18 protein-coding genes are annotated in these 19,602 nt (G+C 41.9%); 11 read left to right on the top strand and 7 right to left on the bottom strand.

Annotated features, from left to right (window positions below):
- Positions 1-12: 12 nt before the first annotated feature.
- The 7 genes from BLP52_RS12925 to BLP52_RS12895 all read right to left on the bottom strand — a co-directional run bounded on the left by BLP52_RS12925 (position 13) and on the right by BLP52_RS12895 (position 11,462).
- A complete protein-coding gene (locus BLP52_RS12925; protein WP_091710906.1) occupies positions 13-564 on the bottom strand; it encodes a TATA-box-binding protein in 552 nt (183 codons plus the stop codon).
- 148 nt (positions 565-712) lie between these two features.
- Complete coding sequence (gene scpB / locus BLP52_RS12920) at positions 713-1,819, bottom strand: SMC-Scp complex subunit ScpB (RefSeq protein WP_091710905.1); 1,107 nt, start codon at positions 1,817-1,819, stop codon at positions 713-715.
- Between the two features lie 15 nt (positions 1,820-1,834).
- Positions 1,835-2,686 (bottom strand): segregation and condensation protein A, encoded by an 852-nt coding sequence (locus tag BLP52_RS12915; protein WP_238380837.1) that lies wholly within the window; start codon positions 2,684-2,686, stop codon positions 1,835-1,837.
- A complete protein-coding gene (gene smc, locus BLP52_RS12910; protein ID WP_091710904.1) occupies positions 2,683-6,207 on the bottom strand; it encodes a chromosome segregation protein SMC in 3,525 nt (1,174 codons plus the stop codon). The genes BLP52_RS12915 and smc overlap by 4 nt, the downstream gene beginning before the upstream one ends.
- Positions 6,208-6,232: 25 nt before the next feature.
- Positions 6,233-7,165 (bottom strand): hypothetical protein, encoded by a 933-nt coding sequence (locus BLP52_RS12905; protein WP_091710903.1) that lies wholly within the window; start codon positions 7,163-7,165, stop codon positions 6,233-6,235.
- 110 nt (positions 7,166-7,275) lie between these two features.
- Positions 7,276-9,936 carry an AAA family ATPase gene (locus BLP52_RS12900; protein ID WP_091710902.1) on the bottom strand — a complete coding sequence of 887 codons (2,661 nt, stop codon included), beginning with the start codon at positions 9,934-9,936 and terminating at the stop codon, positions 7,276-7,278.
- Entirely contained in the window at positions 9,936-11,462 is a 1,527-nt protein-coding gene (locus BLP52_RS12895) for a metallophosphoesterase family protein (RefSeq protein ID WP_238380836.1), read from the bottom strand. Before BLP52_RS12895 ends, BLP52_RS12900 begins: the two co-directional genes overlap by 1 nt.
- Before the next feature lie 147 nt (positions 11,463-11,609).
- Between BLP52_RS12895 and BLP52_RS12890 the strand changes: the two genes are divergently transcribed.
- The 11 genes from BLP52_RS12890 to BLP52_RS12840 all read left to right on the top strand — a co-directional run bounded on the left by BLP52_RS12890 (position 11,610) and on the right by BLP52_RS12840 (position 19,524).
- On the top strand, positions 11,610-12,077 hold the full coding sequence (locus BLP52_RS12890; RefSeq protein ID WP_091710900.1) for a DUF7287 family protein: 468 nt from the start codon (positions 11,610-11,612) through the stop codon (positions 12,075-12,077).
- Between the two features lie 46 nt (positions 12,078-12,123).
- Positions 12,124-12,693 carry a DUF7288 family protein gene (locus BLP52_RS12885; protein ID WP_091710899.1) on the top strand — a complete coding sequence of 190 codons (570 nt, stop codon included), beginning with the start codon at positions 12,124-12,126 and terminating at the stop codon, positions 12,691-12,693.
- On the top strand, positions 12,690-13,547 hold the full coding sequence (locus BLP52_RS12880) for a hypothetical protein (protein ID WP_091710898.1): 858 nt from the start codon (positions 12,690-12,692) through the stop codon (positions 13,545-13,547). The genes BLP52_RS12885 and BLP52_RS12880 overlap by 4 nt, the downstream gene beginning before the upstream one ends.
- A complete protein-coding gene (locus tag BLP52_RS12875) occupies positions 13,544-14,023 on the top strand; it encodes a DUF7266 family protein (RefSeq protein WP_091710897.1) in 480 nt (159 codons plus the stop codon). The genes BLP52_RS12880 and BLP52_RS12875 overlap by 4 nt, the downstream gene beginning before the upstream one ends.
- Positions 14,024-14,039: 16 nt before the next feature.
- The gene (locus BLP52_RS12870; protein ID WP_091710947.1) at positions 14,040-14,822 is read left to right on the top strand and encodes a DUF7289 family protein; all 783 of its coding nucleotides are present in this window, start codon (positions 14,040-14,042) and stop codon (positions 14,820-14,822) included.
- A 22-nt stretch (positions 14,823-14,844) separates the two neighbouring features.
- Positions 14,845-16,332, top strand: coding sequence for a DUF7289 family protein (locus BLP52_RS12865; protein WP_091710896.1), 1,488 nt, complete (start codon positions 14,845-14,847; stop codon positions 16,330-16,332).
- 104 nt (positions 16,333-16,436) lie between these two features.
- Positions 16,437-17,396, top strand: a complete 960-nt coding sequence (locus tag BLP52_RS12860; RefSeq protein ID WP_091710895.1) for a DUF7287 family protein — start codon at positions 16,437-16,439, stop codon at positions 17,394-17,396.
- A complete protein-coding gene (locus BLP52_RS12855) occupies positions 17,393-17,914 on the top strand; it encodes a DUF7288 family protein (RefSeq protein ID WP_091710894.1) in 522 nt (173 codons plus the stop codon). The genes BLP52_RS12860 and BLP52_RS12855 overlap by 4 nt, the downstream gene beginning before the upstream one ends.
- Positions 17,902-18,366 carry a hypothetical protein gene (locus BLP52_RS12850; RefSeq protein ID WP_091710893.1) on the top strand — a complete coding sequence of 155 codons (465 nt, stop codon included), beginning with the start codon at positions 17,902-17,904 and terminating at the stop codon, positions 18,364-18,366. The genes BLP52_RS12855 and BLP52_RS12850 overlap by 13 nt, the downstream gene beginning before the upstream one ends.
- Entirely contained in the window at positions 18,363-18,806 is a 444-nt protein-coding gene (locus BLP52_RS12845; protein WP_091710892.1) for a hypothetical protein, read from the top strand. The genes BLP52_RS12850 and BLP52_RS12845 overlap by 4 nt, the downstream gene beginning before the upstream one ends.
- Positions 18,790-19,524 carry a DUF7289 family protein gene (locus BLP52_RS12840; protein WP_091710891.1) on the top strand — a complete coding sequence of 245 codons (735 nt, stop codon included), beginning with the start codon at positions 18,790-18,792 and terminating at the stop codon, positions 19,522-19,524. The genes BLP52_RS12845 and BLP52_RS12840 overlap by 17 nt, the downstream gene beginning before the upstream one ends.
- Positions 19,525-19,602: the final 78 nt, after the last annotated feature.

Here is a 19,602-nt window from a genome sequence, read left to right as displayed (position 1 = left end):
AAATGAAAGGTCTTAAAGCAGACCCATGCTGTCAAGCTGCTGTCTTACGACTTCAACACCCTGTTCACAATTCTCAGGTGATTTTCCACCGGTGACCACAAGCTTTCCTGAGCTGAAAATAAGTACTACTACCTTAGGATCATCAATGCGATAAACAAGTCCAGGGAACTGTTCTGGCTCGTATTCAATGTTCTCAAGACCAAGCCCGATTGCAATTGCGTTAAGGTTCAGAACTGCCTGAAGGTCTGCTGACGCAACAATGTTCTGTACTGTGATCTCAGGATCCTCGATTGTCTTGATGCCGATGTCATTAAGCTTCTTAGCCATATTGCCTATGACAGTGTGAACATCATCCACATTCTTTGCGCCGGTACATACTACTTTACCGGAAGTGAAGACCAAAAATGCGGCTTTTGGATCAGAAACACGGTAGACAAGACCAGGGAATTTCTGTTTATTATATTCCGCGCCCTCGAACTCAGCTTCTATTTTTGTAAGATCGAACTCCTCAGCAAGCTTGGTAGATGCGACCACATTTTCAATTTTGATGTTGTAATCTGACATAGTATAATCCTCATATTTAAAGCGGGCTAATATTCAACAATTCAGTATATAAAGTTATACCCTCTCATTTATATAGGTTTTTAAGAAACTGATAAAATGCTAAAAGTTTTAATATTTATTGTTCAGAAAATGATACTTATATCCAATCTCATTCATCTTCAAACCTCTTAAGACCATCAATCACTGCGTCATATTTGCTGCATATACGCTCTATAAGGTCACCATCCATGCCTCTATGTGTGGGAATCAAAATGTCAGCTCCTTCTGAGACTTCCACGCCCTCACTCGATTGGCCATAATCCGGCGCAATGACAATTCCCGTAGCTGACACACCAAGACGCAAATCACTGACGATGCGCGCAACCATATCTGTGGCGGGCTGAACTTTCTTGCTAATCACAAGAGCCTTGGAAACATAGCGCTCTTTGAGCTCAGTTATGGAGTCAATACTTGAACTTGCGGTGTCTTCATCCCAGACATTCTCAAGCAGCTTGATAGAATCAATGAGATCATCAAATGTAGTTGAACTGACCTCGATTATCTCTCCGTCATAGTATTTGCTTACTTTCTCAGTATAACCTTTTGAGATTATCAGCTTGTAAACATCCTCAAGCTCTTCAAGTTCCTCTTCTGTTGGATCATAAGCATTGATAACTTTGTATTCCTTTATGCCACAAAGCTGCATTAGGGACTCATACATTGGAGTAACACCAATAAATCTCCTGCCAAGCCATTTATTAAGACCATTCTGCCCGCTTTGGACGCGGGAAAGTTCAATTATCTTCTTTTTCACAAGTTCAGGGTCGTTGGATTCAAGTCCAAAATAATCGGCAAACAGAGAAGTAGTCTGTAAAATCTTGGTCCTGCCGTGAGGAAGCGCTTCAACAAATCCCCTTTCCTTTAACTCCCTGATATGGTCGTAAGCGGAATTACCCCTCATGTCGACAAGGTCTGACTGGACAAGCGGCTGATGATATGCGATCATGGAAAGTGTGCGAAGCATTGGTGCACTCAATTCCTTTGGAGCAAGAGGCCTTACATCATCAGTATATTTGGGTTTGACCTGCATGACATAACGTTCACCGAGGTCCAGAACCTCAAGGCCGGTTTCACGCTCAGAATACTCCTTCACGAGCTCAAGAGCAATAGGAATAGCCTTCGTTTTATTTTTGCCGATCAGTCTGCCCAGCGTTGTAGCGTCAAGTGCGCCTCCGGCAGCAAAAAGTGCTGCTTCGATAACTTCCTTATCACTCATAACTGTGAATACACCTCACGCAGCCTCAGTTATATTTACAATATCACAAGCCTCATTGCATGGATAAACATACAGTTCTCCGAAAAGTTCCTTCTGAGCAAGCCAGACCTTCTTTTCAGTAGCAAGGAACAGCAATGAAACATATGTCATGATATTTTCAGACCGGTCATCGGTCATAAGATCTGAAAGGATAACAAATTCGCAGTCTTCAAAGGATCTTTCCAGCATTGCACCCATGTCCCTCACACGTCCCAGAATGTCCTCTTCGTGTGCAATTCCAAGGACTTCGTCTGTGGTTACTGCTGCTTTTTCTTCAAGCCTGCGGTGAACACTGCGATCTTTCCTTCGGGTTTCAACCTTCTCAGCCTTACGCAGTTCAACAATAAGTTCTTGAAGTGTGACTGGACGGGTCGCCCTGCGCCTGATCGGTAATTTTGGAACAGGATATTCGTCAACCTCATAAAAATCCAGCTCAGCATCAAACATATCAAAGCAGTCTTCTTCCTCTTCTTCCTGAACGATTCCCGTTGACTTCATGCGCAGGAGGATTGCTGCATAAAGAAGCGTCCTGCCGGAGATGCGCAGATCAAGCATCTGCATAACCTCTACACGCTCAAGGAACATGTCAGTGACATTTACAATATCAATATCCCATGGATTGATAGCGCCATCCTTTGCAAGGTTCATAAGGATCTCAACAGGTTCGCTGAGAACATCTTCAGGGAATTCCAGAAGGGCTTCATCAACACCCAGACCCCTCAAAGTCTCAACAAACTCAGGGTCAATGGTGCATGGTAACGAAACATCAGCTATCTGGGCAATGTCGACTGCCTGAACCATTTCCATATCTTCTGCTATTTCGTTCAACGTAATTTCACTCCCGTTATACTTGTAATGTTATTTTCCTGCATTGCAACACCGATCGTGCGCTCTGCAGCTTCGATCATTGGTTTTCTCAGGGACACAACAATGAACTGTGCATTCTTAACTGCCTTTTTCACACGCTGTGCAACCCTTCCGGCATTTGCTCCGTCAAGGAACATGTCAATTTCATCGAATGCATAGAAAGGTGCCGGCCTGTACTGTTGAATAGCAAAAACAAATGAAAGCGCAGTCAGACTCTTCTCTCCTCCTGACATCGCTTCAAGGCGCTGCAGTGTCTTTTCCTTTGGCTGCGCCTTAAGTGTAAGACCACCTGCAAATGGATCTTCATAATTATCAAGGACAAGCTCACCGATTCCATCAGAAAGCTCGTGGAATATTTCCTTAAATGGTTCATTAATACCATTGTAGGTTTCCATGAAAGTGTCTTTTTTGAGCTGCTCGTACTGTTTTATACGCTCAAGGATCTGCTCCCTTTCAGACGAGAGAGTGTCACGTCTGGTTACAAGCTCATCAAGTCTTGCTTCAACTTCGTCATATTCATCAATCGCACGCATGTTAACAGGTTCAAGGCGTTCCATTGCTCTTTCGATAGAAGCTATCCTTGTGCGCACGGTCTCATAATTAGGAACTTCCCCGGTTTCCTCTATACCACGTCTCTGAATCTCTTCGGTAAGATCACTTACCTGCTCATCAAGGGCTTCCTTTGTTGCGTTAAGAGCCATCATCTGCCTGTTGCCCTCATCGAACCTGTCCTTGAATTTATCGAATTCTTTCTTCAACGCAACATGTTCATCATGCAAGCGGGCACGTTCCTGCTGCAACTCCTTAAGTTCATCAGCAAGTTCCAGTTCACGCTGCTGCTTCTCCTTGAGAGATTCCTCAAGTTCAGTTATTTTGTCCTTAAGATCAGAAACGCGTTGCTTATGAGTGCTCTTCTTCTCATCCATGGACTTGATGAGTTCCCTGTTCTCCTCTATCTTATTAGACGCATAATTGCGGTCAAGATTGAGAGCATTTAGAGTGGATTCAATATCCCTTACACGACCATCCAGACGCCTGATCTCCTCGTCAAGCTGTTCAGCCTGCCTGTTAAGTTCAGGAACCTCTGAGCCTTCCAGTTTCTCTTCCAGGACCTCAATATCTTTTTCAAGCGAAGCCACAAGTTCTTCCTGCTCCTGCTTCTTTGTGAGTGTGACATCCATTTCTTCCCTGAGCTGACTACGGGCTTCCTCGATCTCTGCAAGTTCATGGCTCTTAGCCTCAATAAGCTGTTCAAGACGCTCGCCCCTGCCTGATATCTCTTCAAGTTGCATCTGCTTCTTGGAAATTTCCTTATCATGCTCGTGGATCTCACGGTTGATCTGAGCAATATGGCCTTCAACCTGATCCAGTTTCTTGATAGCATTGCTGCGCTTGGAATCAAGCTCGGTAATCTTTTCAGCTATCCTCACAAGTTTATCCTTTTCAGATGCAGCAAAGGAAAGACCGGACTGCTGTTGCTGGGAACCTCCCACCATTGCACCGCTCTTCTCAATGACCTCGCCTTCAAGGGTAACCATACGCAGGCCACCCATCAAGCGGCGTGCATTCGTCAATGTATCAACAATAAGAGTGTCTCTGAAAACATACCAGAATGCAGCCTCGAATTTATTATCAAAATCAATAAGGTCAATTGCATAGCCAATAACTCCTTCCCTGTCAGAAAGATCCTTGTACGGCCTGCGGGATTCCATTTTGTTCAGTGGAAGGAAAGTTGCCCTGCCACCCCGCCTTTGTTTCAGGAAGGAGATTGCTCTTGAAGCATCCTCATCATTTTCAACCACAACTGCCTGCATACGTCCGCCGGCAGCAATTCCCAGCGCATTGGAATACTTCTGGTCAACACTACCAAGCTCTGCAATCGTTCCGTAAATTCCCGGCAGGCCATGATGTTTCTTCTCATTCATCACCATGTCAACTGCTTTGGAATACTTACTGTGGTCCTCTGCTGCCCTTACACGAACCTCGATCCTGGCATAATCATTCTCATGCTTTCGAAGCTCATCCTCAAATTCCTTAACAATAACTTTTAACTGGGAACGTGTGAACTCAAGATCATCCATGTCCTTGGTCAGGGCATCGATCTTCTCGTTGAGTTTATCAATATCATATTCTACGGATTTTGTGTCGCTTCCTGAAGATTCTGCCTTTGATTTCGCATCCGCTATCTCACTCTCAATATCCCTTGCTTCAACAGACTTTCTTCTCTGGGCATCAAGCAGGCGGTCCTCCTGACGCATAAGCTCATTCTTCTCATTCTTAACAGCTTCAAGCCGGGATTTCAATGTGCTTAACTCATCTCGGGTCTGGGCAAACTTCGCATCCACATCAGCGATCTTGCTTTGCAGAAGCATACGTTCGGTCTTGCGATCAGACATTTCAGCAAGGATGCTTTCCTTACGCATTGTCTCTTCTGAGATTTTGGAATCCAGTTCCTCAAGCTTGCCTTTTATATCATCGATATCCACAAAGGCTTTTCTTCTTCTGGATTCAACATCTTCCATTTCCTTTTCTGAGATCTCAATGGTGTCCATACACCTTGAAACTTCACCACGGATTCCTTCAATGTCCTTCTTGATCTGAATCTGCTCATCCTCACCCATCCTCTGGATGTTGAGGGTCATTTCCTCAAGTTCCTGCTCGAGTTTATCCACAGCAATTCTTTTGGCTTCGAGGTCAACTTCCAGTTTGGCAAGAACTTCCTCTTTTGCAAGAATGTCGTCAGCAACATTTGTGAGTTCTACTTTGGCATCCTTCAGCTTTGCCAGCAGAACGAAGCCTTCAAATTTCATTTTCTCTTCTTTAAGAGACTGGTATTTGAGAGCCTGATCACGTTCCGTCTTTAGCTTTTCAAGCTGCTGACCAACCTCTTCAATGATAATATCGACTCTTTCAACTCTCTCACGCACGATCTCAAGTTCGCTGAGCGCCCTGTCCCTCTTGCTGTCAAACTCAGCAACACCGGCAATCTCATCAATAATCTTACGTCTTTCACCGGGAGTCATATTGATGATACGGGTAACGTCTCCCTGCATCACAACGTTGTATCCTTCAGGAGTTACACGGGCCTTTGCAAGATAATTATGAACATCAGTAAGGCTTACAGCCTTACCGTTGAAATAGAAATAACTATAATAACCGGAATCTGTTTCCCTTATTTTTCTTGTGATGGAAATCTCATCAGCGTCGAATGGCATTTCACGATCAACATTGTCAAAACGAATAGTAACCTGAGCAAAATCAGGTTTTTTAGAACCTTCTCCATTGTATATTAGATCGGTGAGCTTCTCAGCTCTCAGGGTCCTGGAACTTGAAAGACCCAGCACAAAGAGAATACCGTCTATTATGTTAGATTTACCACTACCATTCGGACCAGATATGGTAGTGAAACCATCAAAAAAAGGTATCTTTACCTTTTTCCCGAAGGATTTGAAGTTTATAAACTCAAGTTCCTTGATATGCACGTGATTCCCCTGTTTTTATGAAAGGTCATTTTCTTCGTGTGGTAGTCATTATTACCGCATCTTCATCCTCACGTGCCTCTACGGACTCGTAATCAGAATCTTCATTATCATCATTGCATGAAGCTGGACCGTCCTCTTCAGCAACAATATAGTTGCAGGAGTCCCTTTCCTGACGTGATGTCCTGTTGAGTCTCATCTGACGTTCATCATCGGTTTCTGCAATGATATATTCGGACCTTGGTTCAGGTTCAGGCATTTCGGGACGTTTCACAGAAGGAACTTCTCTCACATTAAAACGCATATTAGAGGATTGTGCAGTAGGAGATTGTCTGGAAACGGACTCTGGTTCTGCAGATCTGATAGAAAATTTTGGATTTGAGTGACTTGCATAAGATGCGGGTTCTTTAGGAACTGAGGGGTTTGACGGAGGAACCATCGATGAAGGTGATACACTCTTAGGTTGTGAAGCACTGGATGAAGCTGAAACAGGTTTAGGTTCCGGCCTGTAAACCCTGGGACTTGAGTATTCAGCAGGAGCTGCTTCTGAAACCGGCTTTTCGACCTTAGGTACCGTATTAGGCATTAGATCTTGTGTAAGATTTGGTGTAGCTTTTGGCTCAACTTTCCTTTCTTTTGAAACTGAAAGCTCTTTCAGTGATCTGATCATTGATTTCTGGTCAAGAAGCTCATCCATTATCCCGTTAAGATTACTGCTTATGGACTGGACCTTACGCTCAAGCTGAGCTATACGATTGTTAAAATCAAGATCGTTCTTAAGATCACTTCTGATCTCACGGAGTATAGACTCACGGAGATTGGTTTTAATATCGTCTAATTCTGCTTCTTTTTCCTTGAGCTGCCGCTCAAGGCGTTCAATGACAAAGTCCCTGTTTTCAGTGTTCATGAAAAGCCTCGCAAATCCATTCAGTCCCTCATCGCTGTTACGCGAAAATACCATGTTAATATATGAATAAAAGTATAATATACCTTATGGTAGTCTCTTGTATTTTATTCAAGCAATAAATAATTATTTAATTTGACCTGCGTTTTAGCGTTTCAAAGGGCAGTTTACCGGGCAAATATGGCAGAATTGTTCGTAATAGGGTCTTTTTCAACTGCAAATACATGGTCTGCAGAATCTATCAGAGACTCATCGTGAGATACAATAAGTATCTGGGCAACTCCTATCTCCCTCATCATGTCAACAAGTTTGATGAGCTGGTGAACATGTCCACGGTCAAGGAAAACCGTCGGCTCATCCATAATAAGAGGCGGAAGACCTTCCCCTGCATGCGTGGAATTTCCAAGTGACAACAAACGATAGATAGCACAGCGGAGCACCAGGTTAAAGAGTGCCCTTTCACCACCACTGAGAAGTTTAGGTTCAAGCGCGGTTCCATCCTTCTCAAAAACAGTCAGGTTGTAATCAGCATCCAGTGTCACGTGAGAATACGCATTATTGGAATACATGAACGTGAATATCTCATTGATGAGCGTATCAAGTGTCTGAATATTGCTCGAACGCAACTGGGCACGAATACGCATATACATACTCTCAAGATTTTCCGCATCAGAATACACAGCCCGCAGGAAATCACCTTTATTCTGAAGCACAGTAAGACCTTTCTTCATATCGGAAAGCCGCTTACGATCATTCTCAGCCATTCCGGCTTTCTTCATAACCTCATCCTTTTCAAGCTTCAGTTTATCGATCATGGAATTGATATTCTCAAAAGCAGCAGCGTATTTCTGACTCAGGACTTCCAGTTCTTTCTTATCGAACTCACCAATACTCTTATCGACATCTGCAAGTAATTCTTTCTTTTCACCTATCTGAGCATCGAATAAAGAAACCAGTTCCTGAATGCCTTTTATTTTATCATTCATCTGAAGAATCTCAGAGTTTATCTTCTCAGATTCTCCAAGAGCTTTCTGCATTTCCCTGAGTAAAGCAAGTTTTTCAAGAACTGCTACATGCTCTTTCTGAACAGACTCCACATCAAGAATAATCTGATGGATTGCCGTTTTAGTTCCTTCAAGAGTCTTCTCCAGAGACTCTTTACCAGAAAACAATTCCTTAATTCTGACCTCATCAGCCTTTATACGAACCTGATACTCCTCAACTCTTTTTTCATCACGCTCAATTGCTTCCTTTTCATTTTCAATATCGCGGAGAACAGCATCAATCTCAGACTTACAGCTTCTTGCAGACTTTATTTTCTCAACCCTTGCCTCAGTTTCGGTTTGCTTGACCTGCAACTCTGAAAGTTCAGATTCCAGCTTTACCAGCGCCTCATCATCCTCAACAGTGGACTGCTCCACACAAGAACCTTTCAGCTCCTGCCCACATGTCGGACATTTTCCAGCTTCCAGCAGCTTTTTTGATTTTTCAAGCCGGGCTTTCAATTCTGAGATCTTTACCTTCAGTTCAGATTCCAGACCATGAAACCTTTTCTGCTGATCATTTACAAGATCAAGAACATCATCGATATTTTCAAGTTTCTCAAGACTGAATCCAAGAGAGGAAACTTTTGAAACAATCTCCTTACGTGTGCTCTCAAGTTCAGCGATCTTATGTTTATGATTTTTAGTTTCAGTATGAACAGATTCTATTCTGGACTGTACATCCGCCGTCCCATCCTCAAGAGCCTTTACCTGTTTTTCAGCATCTTTTATTGATTGCCCCATGTTAAGAAGGTCTTTCTCAGCAACCGCCTTCTTGCTTTTCACTTCAGCTAACCTGTCGCGAACAGAACGTTCTTCATCATCAATTTTAGCTACACGGGAATCAGCTTCCTTTGAATCAACTGAAAGTTTTGATTCTATTTCAGAAATCCGTGATTTTTTCAGTTCAAGAGCTTCCCTGCGTGAGCGAATATCCTTTGAAAGTGTGTCAATAGAAACGAAAGAACGGGACTTGCGGTCGGCAAGTTCCTTTATCTGCTGCTGCACAGCTTCTTTTTTGGATGAAAGCTCACTTAATTCTGACAACTTTTTTGCAACCTCATCAATAAGACTGCGTGCCTGATCTCTTTTCTCATTCAGGGAGGAGATTTCTTCATCTATCTGCAAAGACCTCGTTCTCAAGGTTGCCAGCCTTCCGCTTGGGTCTGAATCCTCAAAAAGCTGAATGTCCGCATTCAGTTCCTTTATCCGTCTTTCATTGTCTCTCTGGTGTCTTCCTACACCGACCCTTGCACTTGAAGCTCTCTCCCTGTATTCTTCCAGTTTCCCAAGTTGCAGCAGGTCATCGATCATTTTCTGGCGGTCTTTTGGTCTGGAATTGATGAGTACATCGATCTCTCCCTGCCTGATGTAAACACAGTTGCGGTACGCCTCTTCGTTCATATTAAGAAGTGACGTCACGGCCTCATAGGTACGGGAAGCCTGATCGAATATTATCTCACCATCTCTTTTGAAGACGGATTTAGTATTAGAAGCACGTCCTTTTTCAGGGTCATTCCTGAAAGACTGCTCAATGGAATAATTATGGCCATTCTGCTTAAATTCAAGTAGTATTGATGCTTTGGAAGCACCTTTTGTAATGATGTCAGAAAGAACGAATTCTTTATCCAGAGTCTTACTCCCGAAAAGTCCTGTAAAACATGCCTCAAGAAGACTGGATTTGCCACTTCCGTTCACACCTGAAACTACGGTCACTCCATCCTTAAAGGACAGGTCAAGCTCCTTGTAGCTCCTTATATTCTCAACTTTCAGGCGTTTTAGCATCACAGATAATCACCCAGATTGTACTGTCGTGGTTTATGAGTATCTTCATCCTTCTTTTTCTCAGAAGAAGACTTCTTTTCAGCTTCCCCGGATACACTGGAATCCTCTTTTTCCAATGGCACCACACTTTTATTATCAGCCACAGGTTCAATCGGTTTTGTATCATGCTCTGGAGCAGAACCTGAATCTGAAACTTCAACATCAGATTCCTCCCTCGAATAGTCTTCACTATTTTCAAACTCGGCTTTTTCCTCTTCCACAAACTGAGAGGAAACTTCGGGAACTTGTTCAGTTTCAGAGTAAGAAACAGAGGTTTCAGCAATAGACTGCATGTCCTGCTCATCAGAGGTTTCTGAAACAATCCCTTCAACAGGAACTGAAACCGGAACAGGATTTGTAAAATCGATTTTCTCCAGAAGCTCACCTAGTTTGAGTTCTGCCTCATCCCCAATTCTGGTCTTGGCTATCTGGGAATCCCTTATCAGATCATCAAGAAGAAGACCTCCTGAGGTAAGATTCATTTTCCTTATCTCTTCCTTGATCACATCATCCGGGTCTGAGAAAACAACTTTCAAGGTAGGATCGTTCAGCGTATCAACTCCTGCCCTCAAGTCCTTTATTCCAGGAACAAGAGCACCTCTTGAGAGAAGAAACTTCTCTATCCCGCTGAAATCAAGCCGGGCCTTCACATCACCTGAAAGCTCAATAAACACGACCTTATCATGAATGTCGTGTTCCATAATGGCATTAAAAACATCTTCAAGGGCATCTGATCCTTCATTCACATTCACAGGAATGAACAGAAAATCACGGGTAGGGATGATCCTTTTGCTTATCTCTATTCCGCTGTCCCTTATAGTGATAATATTATATGACCGGGGTTCCCTTTCAGATGTGCTGTTCCTCTCCGTACTTCCGGCATATGTAACCCATGTGTCATCGACTTTGATAATCTCAGACTTGTGATTATCACCAAGAAGCACCGCATGTATATCGAAGGGAATTGAATCAATGACCTCCCTGATGTCCCAGTCACCGAATGAGAATGGGTTAACGAGCTGGTGCATCACAAGAAAACTGTAGCGTGCATCAGTTCCTTTGCCATCGAATATGGAATAATCGAATAATGGTATCTTTGTCTTTGCCACACTGTCAATACCGTAGATAGCCACTTCACCCAGCCTGTAAGGTTCACTACTAAGACGGGTAACCAGTCCGAGACTGCTGTACAGGTCAAGCCACTGTGTGTTCTGCTTGCTCTCATGGTTTCCAACTATCGCAAGCAATGGAATACCTGCACTTTTAAGCCTTGAAAAAAGTCCCATTGCATCAAGAATATCATCCAGTGTGGGATTACGTGAGTCAAACAGGTCGCCTGCATGTATTACAGCATCCACACCCATATCAACAGCATCATCCACAACAGCAGAAAAAGCATTAAGAAAATCCTTCCGACGAACATCGCTGTGATATTGCCGGTATCCAAGATGTGTATCCCCTGTGTGGATTATTCTTATCTCATCCATCAAGGATTATGATATGCTTCATTTAGTTTAAATTGTTTGGGATAATATTTATCCAAGTATAGCAATATATTAATATTATATAATATTGAATTGTATATTGTGTAAGCATGATGTAACAATTACATAGTTTTGCAATAAGGGGCATTTATGGATAGCAAGGGACAGATTACCATTGACTACCTTATAGGAATAGTCATATTCCTTTTCGCGGTCCTCTTTATATTCAATTACACTTCCGGAATATTTACACCTTTTCACTCAAATTCTGATGAAATAACACTTATAGCTGACAGGACATCCACCGCACTTGTTGAAAAGATACTGAGTGAAGGAGATGAAACTGTCCCGAATCTTGTTAACAAAGCAAAAGTTGACATCTTATTCACAGAAATAGATACAAATTATGATTCATACATTGATTATCTGGGACTGACCGGTTCATATCTGAGATATGATTTCAATGTCACGATGGAGAACCAGACATCAGTAATGAATACAGCAGGTAAAGTAATTCCTCCGGGTGTTAATGTCGGCCAAACAAAACGGATAGTCCTCGTTAAAAATGATGAGAACGGTGAAGCGGAAATGGCTATAATGTCCTTCAGGGTGTGGTAAAACGGCTCAGAAAAAACATATTCTCATACCTGATGCAAAAGCCCAGATGCATACACTGGAAGCAGTAATGGCAGCACTCATAATGATAGGAGTTATTGTTTTTGCCGTAGAGGCAACCTCACTTACACCACTAACATCATCAACTGCTAACGCGCATATTGAAGCCCAGATGCAGACCATGGGACAGGACATGCTGAACGCTCTTTCCTATGAAGGTTATGATCACGATTCAGCCCTTAAAAAGGATGTTAAGAACTGGGATGGAACTGAATTTGTGTGGGAAGGCTCATCATATGTATCAAGAGACAGTAGCAATCTAACCCTTACAAACAGTTCGCTTGCTGATATACTCAATTTTATAGCAACCCCAAGAGGAATTGCCCATAATGTCCATTTCACGTGGATAGATGATAATGGATTGACAGCTTCAAGGCCTTATATTTATAATGGAGATCCTTCGGACAACGCTGTCATTATCTCAAAAAAGGTATACCTTTCAAATTACGATGTAGGGAGTAACTCTACATTTTATATCAACACAGGAATACCTGATGTTGATAACAGTAGTAATTTTTACAATATCGTTAACGTCAAGATGACACTCTGGAGAATGTGAGAGATTTGGAACGTGAGAGAATCAAAGAATTTGATGATAATGCGCAGCTACTTCTTCTAGCAGGATTTGCTGTGGGAGTTGGCATAGTTGTACTTACAATTATGCTGAACAATGTAATATATGCTAGCAACATCGCTTCAGAATCTAGTATAGATACTTCACGTTATGAGATAGCAAATGCAATCCAGATCACAACTGAAGCTTATGAGGATGCCTATAAAGCTTCAATGGAGTCAGGAAGCTTTGACAACACAACATATGAACAACACCTGAAAGTATATGAGGACATGGCATCCAAGAACTTTGCCATATCAGGATTCACATTCTATTTTGAAAATAATACACGATCTGAACCGTACTATACTCAGAACGGATTATCCGATGGAAGAGATAACTGGACAATTGTTAGTAATGTGAATATTACGGATATTTTTGTAATAGAGGTGAACAGTACTACATTGGGAGACAGCTCAGACAGTCTTTTGATAGCAGCAACCAACAATTCAGGGACACTCTGGTCAATTGAACTTTATAATTCCAGCGGAACAATACAGGCAAATATATCAGACGGGACATCGAGCATAGGTTCAGTTACAGGATCATCCTACCTCAATATAACAGGAGATATAGCAACATATCAGTTCCAGTCCCATACCGATGGAAAAGATTACTCCATAAATGTTAGAGGTGGAGGTAACTCAGCCGGTGATTTCACATTACAAGGAAAACTGACCAACGGTGATGATTACAGATTTGCAAGATACTGGATCGTCAATCCTACTATAACGATGCATTCCTATGAAATGGAAATGACCCGTACCCTTCCAATATCTTTGCCAGGGAGGGTTGCATGAAACTACGTAATTTTAAGGATGATGACACTGCTGTTTCGATAACTGTTGGATTCATACTTACCTTTTCCATTACGGTGATCATACTAATGACAGTGCTTAGCTCATTTTATTCACTGATGGATAGAGCAGAGCAAACGGTCATGCGTGACGAATTCGAGATACATGGAAGTGATATCGCAGTACGTATCGCTACGATAGATACCATGACGGGTAGTGCTATAGACTCTGGTTCCCAGGTGGGTAGATTAGAATATAACATTCGACTGCCAGCAAAAATAGCAGGTAAGCCGTACTCTGTGGAATTTGTGAACGGTACCAGAGATATTGTATTCATGTCCGAAGGTCGAGAAGAAACCATAGTAAAGATACCATATTATGCAGAGAATACGGTGGTCTTTTCAACTACATTGAATAGCCCCAAAGAAAATTTTGTGATCATGTACGATCAGGATTCAAACGCCATAATAATAAGCTGATATGCAGGGAACAGAAATGAGACAAAAAGATAATCTACTGAGTTCCAATGATGCAGTATCGGAAATACTGGATTTCAGCATTACGCTGGGAATAATGATACTGGCAATGAGCATCATAGCACTTGCAGGTTATCCAATGATCGAGCACATGAAAGAATCCGGACACATTGAGAATATAAAACAGAGTTTTTCAGTACTTACACCCAATATGAACAAGATAGCATTGGGGAAAGCACCTTCACAATCAGTGGAACTGAAAATGTACGGCGGATCCACAGTTTCCATTAGCGGCACCAGTTACATGAATATTACCATGGATCTCTGGAACGAAACAAGCTCCACAGTAGATTCTCTTTCATTTGAAAGACAAATGCGCATGATAGAAAACCAGTATGTTGACACATCAGTAGCCTATGAAAATACAGCTGCGTGGGCAAAATATCCTATTGGTAAGGCAGTGATCGTATCAGAACCCATGTTTGCATACGGAGACGATTCCCTGGTCATACCCATGGTAACAATTACCGGCTCCAGTGGAATATCCGGATCAGGACTTATCAGAGTGATATCAGATGGTGGGCAGCTCTCTGTAGAGAAATACCAAAATGTATCAAATGTAGAAATAACACTATCCAGCAAATACTATGAAGCATGGGAAAAATATCTGAACGAATCGGTCGGGATGCAAGCAGTCTCCATCAATACCAGCACTAAAACCTTGACAATGGAAAAAAGTTACAGCCCGAATAACATAGATGTTTTCATAACAGTATCCCCCATGAGTGTTACAGTGGAATAGAATAATCTGTGGGTGGCATTACATGAAAAAGTTTATACAATCGGAAAATGCCGTAACGGCAATTGTAGGAATAGTAGCAATACTTGCACTTACAATTACATCAATAAGTGTAATTTTTCTTTACGGAGTTCCTACTATCTATAAGATGGAAGACATGGCAAATGCACAGAAAGTGGAACAGGCCTTCACTGTATTTGACTCCAGAACAAGCAAAGTTGCTCTTGGCGAATCCCCAAGCCAGACTACATCGTTTTCCATGATGAAAGGGAACATTAAAGTAAATGGGAACAATCAAGCGTACAATGACAGCAAGATAGTTATTGTATCCGTAGATATGAATTCTTCATGGTACAGTGGAACCAGCGGTTTTGAATCTAAAAAGAACAAATGGGGTTCGTGGGAAAATTATATTGCGTCCACAGGCATGAATGAGTTTAATTCCTCAATGGGAAGTATTGTTTTCACAAATGATGAACGCATTATAGGATATGAGGGTGGAGGTGTATGGTCCAAGTATCCTAATGGAAAATCTGTAATGATATCACCCCCTGAATTTCATTACAATGGAGAAACCCTGACACTCCCAATTATGAGAATAGAGGGAGATGCTGTATCATCAGGAGCATCCGATGTAGCAGTTACCGTTAGCTCAGATAACATGCCGACCATATTATATCCAGACCCTGCTACTAATCTGAACAGGACAAATCCACTAACTTCAGACAAAGTTATAGTTTATATAAAAAGTGAATTTTACACTGCCTGGGCGGATTATGCAAATTCCCTCGCATATGCCAGTGCAACAACTGATGATGAGAATATGACTGCTGTTATTGAACTGGAAGTTATTCCTGCCATGGGAAAAGATTCACTCAAACAAAATTTCAAAGTAGGAGCAGTGAACCAGTATAATCCTGCACCAATATACAATTTTAGTTTAGACCTTGAAGCAAGAGGAAATGCCGGGTTGAATCCAAGTAATTACCAGATTACTGCAAGTTCAGGAACAAGAACCCTTACCTATACTCTTCAAAAGAAAAATGGTCCAAACCGTCTTGTAATGGATATTATTTATGAAGACATTGCACCTGGAGGAGGAACTGAAACATGGGATGGACAGGGTTATTTCCTTATCAATGGTACACAGGAAGATGAAGATTCCATTGTTGACCTTCTTGATAAGACTTTCATGTGTGAATACGACGAACCTGTTGCCTCATTCTCATGGAATAGCAGCAGTTCTCTTGGAACAGGACCGGACATGGATTTTACAAGTGGGGATCAGACATCACTCTATAATCTTACCCAACATTACATGAAACTTATCACAATGGAAGGAACGGTCATATTCAATCTTAATCACCCGGGCATGGGTGGACACGGTAATGGTGGAGGTTCTGACCCAGTGGATTATGATGAGTCTACTCTTACACTATATTATGATGGAATGCCTGGAAGCATCACATATCTCCACGTAAGCAGGAATGACCTTTTGGTAAACCTTAATTAAACATTGTATAAGTACTCAAAAGTGTGCATTGATGCACACATGTGCATAAATAAGATTATTTTTAACAAATCTTTTTTATATTAGGGTGCATATACATTGAAAAGATGATGGATGACAAGGGTCAAATTGCAGTTGACTTCCTGCTAGGAATATCATTATTTCTCATTGCTCTGACCTTCACAGTACAATTTATACCAGGCATGTTCATGTCTGGTTCAGCAGGTGAAAGCAGTCTGGACTATACTGCATACCGTACAGCCACTGTTCTTGTAGAAGACACCGGATGGTGGGGCAACAGTACAAGTAGTGGTACTGACTGGGAGGAACACCCCGGCAATGTAATGAGAATAGGGCTTGCAGTTGATGACGACCTGAGTTCAAAACTCACTAACAGTCCAAACATCATATCCAGAAAAAAAACACTACAAATGATGAACGTTGACAAGACAACATTCATTGAGATGCTGGGACTCTATAACAACGTCGATGACACTCTTTTTGCTTATGGATACAACATTTCATTTACGCAGGATGGAAATGTCCTGATGCTGAATAATACCAGTATAATAAGAGGACAGATAGTCCCTGAATATAAGGAAACCACAAAGATCACCCGGATAGTGCTGATGGAAAAAGGCACCATTGCAAGCTTTACAGGAGATGATCTCACAAGTGAATTGGTCAACACAGCCACTATCAATATAACCGGTCCTTTTGTGGAAAACATCACCATCCAGATCTGCGATCTGAATTTTACAGGTTTGTCTCCCATGTTCCTTAATGCAAGCCTTGATGGAACCACACTGATCCAACCATCAAATTATACAGTCTGCAAGATTGATGGGTGGGAAAAATCATCCTTCAATGGTTCATTGTCATCACCAACAGATGTCCTGTCTTTTAATTTTGACAAAGAGCTTTTCAGTTCGTCTTCTGAGTACAGACTTGACCTTGAGTTCAGGAATGTAACCCTACCCACGCCAGGACCTCCTTTTATTGATTATAACGACTGGAACAGCACACATTACGAACCTGCTTACCTTGTTGTGGAGGTGTGGGAATGAACGATAAAGCACAGCTGCATACACTGGAAGGACTTGGTGCGGCTGTCCTGATGACACTTACAATACTTACTATCACGCAGAGTACGATGATAGTCACACCACAGAATGAGCTTGCAATTGATGTACATCTTGAACAGATCAGTTCAGATGCACTTACGGTCCTGGATAGAAATCCTGTGGATTCTGACCAGTATAACCTGACAGAATGTATTGCAAGCTGGGACATGACCGAAGCAAGTTATCCTGATAACATGACAGGCAATCTGGATGAGCTGGACGCCGGACTTCAGTATCTCTTGCCGGATACATTATACAATGTAGACCTGGCATACATCGAAAACGGAGATCTGAAAGTTGACAATGCTATCATCAGAGGACCTGCCGGAAAGAATTCAGTGGTCACCAGACACTTTGTAACGCTTACAAACGAAACTGTGTCTGAGATGGGAGGAAGCTGGAATCTTGGAGAAACTGAACTTAGAGTGGTTGAAGTGAGGTTGACAGCATGGGAAGTCTGAGAAAAGATACAAAGGGACAGTGGATAGCACTTTCAGGTCTTGTGATATCACTTATACTCATAGGACTTGCCGTACTGGCAAATCAGGCAATTCTTGCAGGATACCATTCATCCAATGCAGCCCTTGAATTTCCAAAAGAGAACATAAGAGAACTCAACCTGCACACACATGACAATGCCCGGATGATCAGGAGCATGTCATTTTACATTAACAGCACAACCAATGAAACAGTCCCTGATGCCTTTGATCAATTGTTTGACAATTACAGTATACAAATGAAGAAGCTCTATGCTGTGCATGGGGAAGTTGTTGATGTGTCCATGGTTTCAATAAATTCCACTACCGGGAAATATACTATGGATGACATTGACATGGTACTTGTAAACATTACCTACGATGACGGAATAACTCATTATGTGGCTGAACCGGAACTAATTGAGGTGAATAAATGAAACGGTTCTTTGCTGATGAAAAAGGAGTATCACTTCTTTTCGAATACATCCTGTTTTCCCTTATATGTATCGGATTTTTCATGATCGTGAGCGTCAACTCCGATGAGATATTCATGCACACACCAAACGAAGTGGTAATGGAGAACGAGATGAGCGATATCGGGAACATGATGAGCACAATGATAACGGATATGTATCTCATTCTTCCGGCAAACGGAAGGATTGATACTGAGTACAATCTCCCGCCAAAAGTAGGCACTGAAACATATATCATCAATGCGGACATCGCCTATACGGACCAGATAATAGAATTAGTCTCATCCGATTCTGGAAAGAAAATAAGAGTTACGATCGGTGGAATTGCTACGACAATGCCGATCAATGGTACTGCATCCAGCAGTTCAACAAATCATATGATCAGTTATGACTCGAGAAGATAGAAGGAATGCAGCAGTTTCCGAAACACTTGGATATATACTGTTATTTGCAATTGTTACCCTGTCCATGGGAGTTATCTATGCTATAGGATACCCGGCACTGCAGACAAATATGGATGCAAATGTATTTGAAAGCGCAGAACAGAATTTCATTGTTCTGCAAAGCAATATCGAAAGAGTAGCATTTGACCAGACACCTGTAAAAATGCTTAAATTCAAGCTTCAGAGTTCTTCAATAAGTGTTAGCAATCACTCTTCCATATCTGTGGCCTATGATGGGAACCCTATGGAAAAATATCCCACTGGAGAGATAGTGTTCTCCAGAGATGATAAAATGATAAGCTATGAGATGGGAGGAGTTTTCAAGAAATATCCGCATGATGCCACTGTGATGGTATCTGAACCACCCATATATGTCACTTCACTTGAAGGTACCACTGTAACAAATATAGGAATAGTATCATTGAGTGGATATTCACAGATGTCCGGAAAAGGAATCGCTACAATTAACCTGAGACATAATTCAAGTAGTATGAACATGACTTCATCAATCGCCAATGTCAGTGTGCTTATAAACAGCACCCACGCATACAAATGGGAAGATTATCTCGATGACATGGGATTCACAGTTGACAATGTGACCTCATCAAGCGTTAATGCACACATCAACAACACGATGCTCATCATGAGCGAGCACGTTGTGGATGTTGACATAACATAAGCATTATATTACAAACAGTATCCGGTTCCATGGCAAACCGGATGCTTTTTTATATATCTATTCGATAACGAGCGACCA

Source organism: Methanolobus vulcani (genome assembly GCF_900100715.1).
Classification (GTDB): domain Archaea; phylum Halobacteriota; class Methanosarcinia; order Methanosarcinales; family Methanosarcinaceae; genus Methanolobus; species Methanolobus vulcani.
Note: the sequence above shows the minus strand (reverse complement) of the source record. Positions and strands in the feature narration are given on the sequence as shown.

Coding starts and splice junctions, on each gene's coding strand:
- BLP52_RS12925 (WP_091710906.1), bottom strand. CDS start 564: ATGTCAGATTACAACATCAAAATTGAAAATGTGGTCGCATCTACCAAG.
- scpB (WP_091710905.1), bottom strand. CDS start 1,819: ATGAGTGATAAGGAAGTTATCGAAGCAGCACTTTTTGCTGCCGGAGGC.
- BLP52_RS12905 (WP_091710903.1), bottom strand. CDS start 7,165: ATGGTATTTTCGCGTAACAGCGATGAGGGACTGAATGGATTTGCGAGG.
- BLP52_RS12900 (WP_091710902.1), bottom strand. CDS start 9,936: ATGCTAAAACGCCTGAAAGTTGAGAATATAAGGAGCTACAAGGAGCTT.
- BLP52_RS12895 (WP_238380836.1), bottom strand. CDS start 11,462: ATGGATGAGATAAGAATAATCCACACAGGGGATACACATCTTGGATAC.
- BLP52_RS12890 (WP_091710900.1), top strand. CDS start 11,610: ATGGATAGCAAGGGACAGATTACCATTGACTACCTTATAGGAATAGTC.
- BLP52_RS12885 (WP_091710899.1), top strand. CDS start 12,124: ATGCATACACTGGAAGCAGTAATGGCAGCACTCATAATGATAGGAGTT.
- BLP52_RS12875 (WP_091710897.1), top strand. CDS start 13,544: ATGAAACTACGTAATTTTAAGGATGATGACACTGCTGTTTCGATAACT.
- BLP52_RS12870 (WP_091710947.1), top strand. CDS start 14,040: ATGAGACAAAAAGATAATCTACTGAGTTCCAATGATGCAGTATCGGAA.
- BLP52_RS12865 (WP_091710896.1), top strand. CDS start 14,845: ATGAAAAAGTTTATACAATCGGAAAATGCCGTAACGGCAATTGTAGGA.
- BLP52_RS12860 (WP_091710895.1), top strand. CDS start 16,437: ATGATGGATGACAAGGGTCAAATTGCAGTTGACTTCCTGCTAGGAATA.
- BLP52_RS12855 (WP_091710894.1), top strand. CDS start 17,393: ATGAACGATAAAGCACAGCTGCATACACTGGAAGGACTTGGTGCGGCT.
- BLP52_RS12850 (WP_091710893.1), top strand. CDS start 17,902: ATGGGAAGTCTGAGAAAAGATACAAAGGGACAGTGGATAGCACTTTCA.
- BLP52_RS12845 (WP_091710892.1), top strand. CDS start 18,363: ATGAAACGGTTCTTTGCTGATGAAAAAGGAGTATCACTTCTTTTCGAA.
- BLP52_RS12840 (WP_091710891.1), top strand. CDS start 18,790: ATGACTCGAGAAGATAGAAGGAATGCAGCAGTTTCCGAAACACTTGGA.